Source organism: uncultured Kiloniella sp. (genome assembly GCF_937128705.1).
GTDB lineage: Bacteria > Pseudomonadota > Alphaproteobacteria > Kiloniellales > Kiloniellaceae > Kiloniella.
On the sequence record NZ_CAKZMP010000033.1, the window covers coordinates 1 to 8919 of the forward strand.

General features: G+C 44.2%; 8 protein-coding genes. 6 read left to right on the forward strand and 2 right to left on the reverse strand.

Annotation, left to right across the window (positions count from 1 at the left end):
- Nucleotides 1-294 precede the first annotated feature (294 nt).
- Nucleotides 295-510, forward strand: a complete 216-nt coding sequence (locus Q0241_RS01905) for a hypothetical protein (RefSeq protein ID WP_299372194.1) — start codon at nt 295-297, stop codon at nt 508-510.
- A 30-nt stretch (nt 511-540) separates the two neighbouring features.
- Here Q0241_RS01905 and Q0241_RS01910 read toward each other — a convergent pair whose 3' ends face one another.
- Both Q0241_RS01910 and Q0241_RS01915 read right to left on the reverse strand, forming a co-directional pair.
- A complete protein-coding gene (locus tag Q0241_RS01910; protein ID WP_299372197.1) occupies nt 541-1074 on the reverse strand; it encodes a carboxymuconolactone decarboxylase family protein in 534 nt (177 codons plus the stop codon).
- A 193-nt stretch (nt 1075-1267) separates the two neighbouring features.
- Complete coding sequence (locus tag Q0241_RS01915) at nt 1268-1807, reverse strand: peroxiredoxin (protein WP_085901129.1); 540 nt, start codon at nt 1805-1807, stop codon at nt 1268-1270.
- A 264-nt stretch (nt 1808-2071) separates the two neighbouring features.
- Here Q0241_RS01915 and Q0241_RS01920 point away from each other — a divergent pair, with 264 nt between their 5' ends.
- From Q0241_RS01920 to Q0241_RS01940, 5 genes are all read left to right on the forward strand, one after another.
- The gene (locus Q0241_RS01920; RefSeq protein ID WP_299372202.1) at nt 2072-3325 is read left to right on the forward strand and encodes a diaminopropionate ammonia-lyase; all 1254 of its coding nucleotides are present in this window, start codon (nt 2072-2074) and stop codon (nt 3323-3325) included.
- Nucleotides 3326-3365: 40 nt separating this feature from the next.
- A complete protein-coding gene (uvrB, locus tag Q0241_RS01925) occupies nt 3366-5495 on the forward strand; it encodes an excinuclease ABC subunit UvrB (protein ID WP_299372206.1) in 2130 nt (709 codons plus the stop codon).
- A gap of 102 nt (nt 5496-5597) precedes the next feature.
- Nucleotides 5598-7130: a PAS domain-containing sensor histidine kinase gene (locus Q0241_RS01930; protein WP_299372209.1), complete on the forward strand. Its 1533-nt coding sequence runs from the start codon at nt 5598-5600 to the stop codon at nt 7128-7130.
- A 461-nt stretch (nt 7131-7591) separates the two neighbouring features.
- On the forward strand, nt 7592-8563 hold the full coding sequence (locus Q0241_RS01935) for a calcium/sodium antiporter (RefSeq protein ID WP_299372212.1): 972 nt from the start codon (nt 7592-7594) through the stop codon (nt 8561-8563).
- Between the two features lie 129 nt (nt 8564-8692).
- On the forward strand, nt 8693-8919 hold a 227-nt coding region (locus Q0241_RS01940), incomplete at its 3' end, for a dihydroneopterin aldolase (protein ID WP_299372214.1).

Consider the following 8919-nt stretch of genomic DNA (forward strand, 5'->3'; position numbering starts at 1 on the left):
GCACCGTAATATAACCAACACAGACACCGCAACAGTGAATCGCAGTTTAAAACCATTTTATATGATTAGCTAATCAATGAGATAGGCCAGAAAAGAAGGGCTGTTGTCGCATCAGACCAGAAGGCTATTAGTCCTCAAATTTATAAAACACCAAATTGCCGCATTTCTTCTAAATAGCGGTCACACTTGATCTCTAGAAAGCTTAACTAGCCGAGTTTTTAAATAAAACGCCAACATTAGATACAATTCCTGACGATGTTAGGTCGTTTCAATCCAACACGAGGAATAAGAGGGATGCATCAAACAGGATATGTCCGCAATTTAGACAAAAAAAGCGAGACAAAAACAGGTTTCGTTAGCCTTACAGCTCTTTTGGTCTTGTTAATATCCCTTTCTACAGTTTCCGTTTCCCTAGCCGCAATCCTGTCCCCGGAAACATTCCTTGCTCAACGGATGACAGAACAAAAGAAAGCAGAAATAAAAAAAGAGGCCCAAGAGCCTCTTTCTTAAACACGATCACGAACAGTTAGATTGCTTATCCTACTCGGCTAAAGCATCTTCCCCATCAAATGTCGCGGCAAGCGCATGCATCACAGACGCGATACGAATTGCATCCTGAATGCCTTCTTTCGAAATTCCACCTGCGGCAACTTGCTTTTCGTGGGATTCAATGCACATGCCACAGCCATTAATAGATGACACAGCCAACGACCAAAGTTCGAAATCAACTTTATCTACACCAGGTCGACCAATGATGTTCATACGCAATCTGGCAGGTAGCTTTAAGTAGTCTTCATTTCCGCTGAGGTGGGCAAAGCGGTAATAGATATTATTCATCCCCATAATCGACGCTGCTGATTTAGCCGCTGAATAAGCCTCGGCAGATAGCTTTTCTTTTGCTTCAGCATTAATTGCCTTGATAACAAAAGCATTTCGACTTGCAAGGGCAGATGACAGGGCAGTTCCCCAAATTTGCTGATCATTCAGGGACGTTGATGTCAAAACATTCGTAATATTCAGCTTAAGATCTTTTGCATAATCAGGCACTGCTGACTTTAAGTCACTAATAGACACTATCTTGTTCTCACTTTATCTCGGGCTTGTGGAATGGATCTTTATTCGTCAGGACAGAATGCTAAAAAGCAAAACACAGGAAAGCAGAATAAAAATCAAAAGGGTTATGGCAAACGGGAACAAACAATACGCTTAACTGAAAAAGGGCGGGTTCAGTTTCCCGATCCCGCCCTTTTGTCAAAGCTCTTGGTTCTTAAGCAACTTTAAGAACGTCGTCGCCTTTGTTCCAATTACATGGGCACAGTTCATCAGTTTGTAGCGCATCAAGAATACGAAGGGTTTCTTGTGGGTTACGACCAACGTTCAAACCGTTTACGCCAACATGCTGAATGATGCCGTCTGGATCAACGACAAACGTGGCACGAAGGGCAACGCCAGCTTCAGCGTCGAGAATTCCTAGACCTTCGCAAAGCTCACGCTTGATATCAGAAACCATTGGGAAAGGAAGATCGTTAAGATCTTCGTGATCCTTACGCCATGCCATGTGAACAAAATCACTATCCGTAGAAACACCAAGAATCTGCGCGTCGCGATCTTCGAACTCTTCGTTCATTGCGCCAAAAGCAGCAATTTCAGTTGGGCAAATAAATGTGAAATCTTTTGGCCAGAAGAAAACAACTTTCCATTTTCCTTCGTAGCTTTTGTCTGTGATTTCAACAAAGCCATCCGTTGGGTTATTAGATACAACCGCTGTCAAAGCGTATTCTGGAAACTTATCACCAATCGTAAGCATGCTTACACGTCCTCATAATTATGCCCACAATGTGAGCGCCGGTATTAATGCAAATTTTAATTGCGCCAAAATCTAATTGCGCAAAGCCCTGCGCAGAGGGTATTTTCAGGGCCTACTTAATCTGTAGAAATTCCTGAAGTCAAGATTTTTTTAGAATAATTCTAATTAACAACTGCCTTTAATTTTTTCACCTCTTTTCCTTACACGAAAAAAAAGCTTAACTGGATACAATTACATTCGTCAGGACACTTAAGATTAAGTCAAATGGACCGCTATTTCTCAATCTGGAAAAGATCACAATTCAACCTGCTTCCTAATCCTGATGCATCTAGATCACTGACTTATGGAGAAGAACTCGAACACATTCTCTCCAAAGAAAGCTGCCAGAAAGCCTATGACGAAATAAAGGCTTGGCCCGAATATCAAATCAGTCCTCTTGTCTCTCTCCCTAATCTTTCAAAGAAACTTAATCTCGTTGACATCAGTTTCAAGGACGAAAGCGAAAGATTTAATCTCGGCTCCTTTAAAGCACTCGGCGGTGCCTATGCTGTTTCTAGATTTCTGAAAACTTTTATAGAACAAACAAAAGAGATCGCAATCAATTCAGATGACTTACGCAAAGGCATCTATAGGGACATTACATCGGAATTGACGGTCGCGACGGCGACGGATGGCAATCACGGGCGTTCTGTCGCTTGGGGTGCCCAGATCTTCGGCTGCAACGCTATTATTTATGTACCCGCCAGTTGCAGCCAATCGCGTATCGCAGCCATCGAAGAATACGGCGCAACAGTACTCCAGATGCCGCTGGGTTACGACGAAACCGTCAGACATTGCATAAAAGAAGCAGAAGAAAACGATTATCAGATCATCTCTGATACATCATGGGATGATTACCACGACATTCCCGCCCAAATAATGCAAGGTTATAGCATTATTGCCGAAGAAACCTTGAAAGAATATTTCACACGTCCCTTTCGCCAAGCAATCCCCCCATCGCATATATTTATCCAAGCTGGCGTGGGCGGATTAGCCGCTGCATTAACGGGTTATTTTTGGTTACATCTAGGGGAAAGGCGTCCCAAAATCGTTATTGTCGAACCTGAAAACGCAGCCTGCTTATATGCCTCTGCCGCTGAAGGGAAATTAACCAGAGCAAGCGGAGACAAAGAAACCGGTAATGTTCACACCATTATGGCTGGATTAGATTGTGGAGAGACATCCCCTATCGCTTGGGAAATACTATCTCGTGGGGCAGACTTCTTTATAACGATACCTGATGCGATCACAGGCCCAACAATGAAGTTGATCGCAGAATCGCCTTTTGATGACCCTGCCTTGAAAGCGGGTGAATCAAGCATTGCCGGGCTGGCAGCTTTGATTATGACAGCAACACATGAAGATACGCGCGAAGTTCTTGGCTTATCGCCGGATTCACGTATTCTTCTAATCAATAGCGAAGGTATTATGGATCAGTCTTTGTTCCAAAAGTTGGTCGTTGCAGACCAAGCTAGCTGATCCTCAATAATTTTCTTAATCTTCAGGGCACAGAACACGTATGACCTCTCCATTGATTGAACGCGCATCAGACAGTTTTTTCAAAGACGACTCTAAACCCTTCCGCCTTGATTCAGAGTTCTCGCCCTCAGGGGATCAACCCCAAGCTATAAAAGAGCTTTGCGATGGATTAAACCAAGGAGAGCGCAGCCAGGTTCTATTGGGCGTAACAGGGTCTGGTAAAACCTTTACAATGGCGCAAACTATTCAAAAACTACAGAGACCAGCCCTTATCTTAGCCCACAACAAAACACTCGCCGCCCAGCTCTATTCAGAGATGAAAGGCTTTTTTCCGGATAATGCGGTCGAGTACTTTGTCTCTTATTATGACTATTATCAGCCAGAAGCTTATGTCGCCCGAACAGACACATACATAGAAAAAGATAGCTCAATCAATGAGCAGATTGATCGCATGCGACATTCAGCGACCCGTGCACTATTCGAACGGGATGATGTAATTATCGTTGCCTCAGTTTCTTGTATATACGGTATTGGTTCTCCTGAAACCTACGCACAAATGACGCTAAGCCTAAAGGTCGCGCAGGAAGTCGACATGCGCGATATTTTAAAATCCTTGGTAGAGCTTCAATATACCCGTAACGACATTGCTTTTGGTCGCGGCACATTCAGAGTACGTGGTGACACACTAGAGATTTTCCCAGCACACTACGAAGACCGTGCCTGGCGGATATCTTTCTTTGGCGATGAAATCGAATCAGTACAGGAATTTGATCCGCTAACTGGCGAAAAAACCGCCGATCTGGAAGGTGTTAGGGTTTACGCCAACAGCCACTATGTAACCCCACGCCCAACCTTGTTGCAGGCGGCGAAAGGGATTAAAGCAGATCTCAAAGTCCAACTGGAAAAATTCAATCAGGAAAATAAGCTCCTGGAAGCTCAGCGTCTTGAACAGCGCACTATTTTTGATCTGGAGATGATCGAAGCTACGGGTGCTTGCGCAGGCATTGAAAACTATTCCAGATATCTTACCGGACGCGCCCCCGGTGAGCCACCTCCCACACTTTTTGAATACTTGCCAGACAACGCCCTTTTATTCGTGGATGAGAGCCACGTTACAATCGGCCAGCTTAATGGCATGTATAATGGTGACTTTGCCAGAAAGTCCAATCTTTCAGAATATGGTTTCAGACTTCCGTCATGCATAGACAACCGCCCTCTTAAATTTCAAGAGTGGGAAGCTATGCGCCCGCAAAGTGTCTTTGTCTCCGCCACGCCCGGGCCATGGGAGTTGAATGAAACAGGCGGCGTCTTTGCCGAACAGGTTATTCGTCCGACAGGACTATTAGATCCTGTTTGCGAGATAAGACCTACGGAAACACAGGTTGATGACCTTATCAAAGAATGTAAGGACGTCGTCAGTCGCAATATGCGGGTTCTTGTTACCACGCTGACAAAACGTATGGCGGAGGATCTGACCGAATACCTTCACGAAGCACATCTAAAAGTCAGATATATTCATTCGGATATCGATACCCTAGAAAGAATGGAGATTATTCGAGACCTGCGAAAAGGTGTGTTTGACGTCCTTGTTGGCATTAACCTGTTACGTGAGGGGCTTGATATTCCGGAATGTGGTCTCGTATGTATCCTTGATGCGGACAAGGAAGGCTTTTTGCGATCGACCACAGCATTGGTACAGACCATAGGTCGCGCGGCGCGTAATGTGGATGGCAAAGTTATTCTTTACGCCGACAAGATGACCCCTTCTCTGACCAGAGCGCTTGATGAAACCAACCGCCGCAGAGAAAAACAACAGGAATACAACGAAAAATACGGCATCACGCCAGAGACAATCCGCAAGCAAATCGGTGACATACTCGGTTCAGTATATGAAAGCGATCATGTTACCGTAGATCTCAAAGACACAAGTGACAGTCATCGGGTAGGACATAATCTCAAATCCTACATCGACGATCTGACCAAACGCATGCACGAGGCTGCGGCGGATCTGGAATTTGAAGAAGCAGCCAGAATCAGAGATGAGATTAAAAAACTGCAAGACGATGAACTTGGTCTTACAAATACTTCTGGCAATAATTTATCTGACCGTATGGCGATTGCTGAAGCCAAGTCAAAGAGTAAGAAGTATCGCAAAGGGAAAAGAGCTTGAGGTAGGAAACAAGATATAGAGCAATCATTGCTTTATATGCGGGTTAAACTTCCCAACTTCTTCGCTCAATGATATCCTGCGCTTAACTTCTAGGAAGAACATATGACTTCGTCACTGACTGAGAGCTTGCCAGAGTTTCATTTTTGGCAGGATTTATCAGCCTTTAACAGGCTAAGTACGGCCATCTGGATCTTCGACATAGAAGACCATAATATCTGGTGGGGAAATGAATCTGCGCTCAAATTCTGGAACGCCGATACCCTTGAGGACCTTGTAAAAAGAGATTTTTCAACTGATTCCAGCTCAGTAAGACGACGCCTGCATGAAATGTTCGAAACGTCTGCCCGGGGTGATCGGGTAGAAGAAAACTGGACTCTCTATCCGAATAGTCAGCCACAAATGGCGATTCTCACCTTCACACCAATTTTAATAGAAAGTGGTAGAAAAGCTCTCCTTATTGAGGCGACGCCACAAATAAAAGACGAACTGGACCACAGAACCAAAAGGATTTTAGAAGCCGTCAGGCATACTCCTTTGATGATTACCACGTTTGATGGTGACGGTAGCCTATTAGCGCAAAATCCGGCCGCCGCGAATGCTTATAATGTTCAAGAGAAATCAACAACGATTGAAGATCGTTATAATGACCCTGAAATCCGCAAACGTATTCTGGACCAACACGACACACCGAAACGCTTCAAAAGAGACATAAAAGTATTTACTGCCTTTGGCGAACGCTGGCACACACTAACAGCCGAAATAGGGCTAGATCCAGTTTCAGGCCGACAAGTAATTGTTGCAACAGAGGAAGATATTACGGAACGAGTCAAAGCCCAGGAAGAATTAAGACGACTCAATCTTAACCTAGAACAACGTGTCGCTGAACGTACCCATAAGCTGACCATTGCTAGGCAAGAAGCCGAAAGTGCAAATAAATCCAAAGGTAATTTTCTGGCGACAATGAGCCACGAACTCCGAACCCCTTTGAATGCAATTATTGGCTTTTCGGATATGCTCGGACACCAGATTTACGGCCCAATAAACGAAAAACAAACAGCTGCAATCAGGGACATACATTCCAGTGCACAGCATCTTTTGGAGTTAATAAACGAGCTACTTGATGCCTCTACTATTGATAGTGGCGAACTAAAACTGTTTGAAGAATATTTCCAACACGATGACATCGTTGATTATTGCCACGCCACTTTTGAACTGGAAGCAATGAAAAAGGACCAAACGCTTATCGTTGAAAACAAAGCAAAAGATATCCTGATCAAAGGTGATTCCAGACGGTTTAGACAGATACTGATCAATTTACTGGGCAATGCTTTTAAATACACACCGGAAGGCGGAACCGTTTCACTACTCATTGATTACGATAACGACGACAATTTGCTTTTCCAAGTCCAAGACACTGGAATTGGTATCGAAGAGACACGTTTACCAGACATTTGCAAAGCCTTCACACAAGTAGCTTCTTCTTCATGGGCAGCAGGAAAAGGTGTCGGCTTGGGGCTTTACATAGCATCGCGGTTAATCGACGCCCACGATGGAACACTGACAATCACAAGCAAGGTCAATCAGGGAACAAACGTGAAGGTTTTGATCCCTCAAAACCGCCTAAAGAGGGCTTGAACACTTACTTAAATCGGATTTTTTCTTTTTATTTTCAGCTAATGACTTAACGAAACACAGAATTTTGCTCGGGCACGAAAACAATTAATTGATTTTTCTCTTCCCCACCTCACATACAAAAGATGCAGAAAGAAGAGGACCTTTGCAATAACGTCTTTCACAGCATGATTTGTATATGAGCAAGCGGTCTCATTATAGATAGTTTTGTAATTTTGAGTTTCATAAAAATGAGTAACAGAACCCACAATAAAGAGATCCGTTATCAATTTCCGAGGACGCCTTATCTTTTGATCCCCTTAAAAACTTAAAATGCAGCAAAAAACCGAAAATAAGGCCAAAATTTGACAATCATTCCGATAGGCTATTGAAATACACCCCGATGAGGGGCATTTAATGGCCTGTATTCTCTCTCTGCAACAACAGAGAGATCCGGTGCGAACACAGTAAAGAGTGAAATACATATGACAGCAACAGCATTTCTGGCAGCAGGCGGGGGCCTCGTCCTATTAGCAGTAGGCGGTGAAATCCTCCTCCGTGGCGCACTTGGAATTGCTCGGAAGCTTGGTATTTCACCAATGCTTATTGGCCTGACCATTGTGGCCTGCGCAACCTCGATGCCAGAATTAATGGTAACCCTAGTTGCTGGACTTGATGGCGCAACAGACATTGGTGTTGGTAATGTCATCGGATCAAATATTGCAAATATCCTTTTAATTTTGGGTGTAGGCGCCCTTATTTCGCCACTCGCAACCAAACCTTGCGATGTAATGCGCGACACCATCGCTATGTTAATTGCTACAGCAATTTTTATTGCCTTTGCGCTTTTAGGTACCTTTACCATCTGGCATGGCGTATTCATGCTCGCCACCCTTATCTTCTATATCTGGCGCAGCTATTATCGCGAGAAAAAATGTAATCCAAAAGAAGAAGCCGACCCAGAACTGGCAGAAGAACTAGAAGCAGCACCGGGCTCTATCCCTATTTCAATCTTACTCCTTCTCATAGGCGTTGCGGGCCTTATCTATGGCTCTGAGCTTCTTGTCGATGGTGCTGAAATAATTGCCCGTGCTGCAGGTATTTCCGAAACCGTTATTGGTGTGACCCTTGTCGCCTTGGGGACCTCGCTTCCTGAGCTTGCAACAGCCGTAGTTGCGGGTATTCGAGGGCATACAGATGTTGCGCTTGGCAACGCGCTGGGGTCAAATATCTTCAACTTGCTCCTGATCCTCGGTGTGCTCGCAATTGTATCGCCTTTCACAGTTTCTCCGGCCGTCATCGAATTTGATATGTGGGTGATGGCAGGCGTAAGTCTACTGATCGTTCCGACCATGATTCACGCTGGTAAAATATGCCGCTCGAAAGGCGTGTTCTTTATTGCTCTTTACGCAGCTTACATTCTTTACCAGTTCAAAGATAAGCTCTTTGTCGCCTAAAGATTAATACTGTAAGTACGTTTGGAATGCTTTTGACCTTCTCAAGTTCAAAGCGTAGATTAGCGCCCGATTAGTTACCCAGCTAATCAGGGCTTGAACAAGACTGTTTTAAAGAAAAGGAATGTCGAGATGACATCCGAAAAATCCGCTATTTCCGGAAGCCAGTTAATTGAACAAAAATTAACGGTACGAGACCTTACCCTCAGCTGCAACATAGGCCTGACTGAAGAAGAAAGACTGCGACCACAGCGGTTAAAACTAAACCTTGAACTCACACTGAGTCCTCGTCCTGTTCTTAATGACGAGATTGATGAAACGATCAATTACGGAATATTGGTCAAGAAAGTCAGAAACGT

Excerpts from the sequence above, each read along its gene's own strand:
- Q0241_RS01905 (WP_299372194.1), top strand. The coding sequence starts at position 295 with ATGCATCAAACAGGATATGTCCGCAATTTAGACAAAAAAAGCGAGACA.
- uvrB (WP_299372206.1), top strand. The coding sequence starts at position 3,366 with ATGACCTCTCCATTGATTGAACGCGCATCAGACAGTTTTTTCAAAGAC.
- Q0241_RS01915 (WP_085901129.1), bottom strand. The coding sequence starts at position 1,807 with ATGCTTACGATTGGTGATAAGTTTCCAGAATACGCTTTGACAGCGGTT.
- Q0241_RS01935 (WP_299372212.1), top strand. The coding sequence starts at position 7,592 with ATGACAGCAACAGCATTTCTGGCAGCAGGCGGGGGCCTCGTCCTATTA.
- Q0241_RS01920 (WP_299372202.1), top strand. The coding sequence starts at position 2,072 with ATGGACCGCTATTTCTCAATCTGGAAAAGATCACAATTCAACCTGCTT.
- Q0241_RS01930 (WP_299372209.1), top strand. The coding sequence starts at position 5,598 with ATGACTTCGTCACTGACTGAGAGCTTGCCAGAGTTTCATTTTTGGCAG.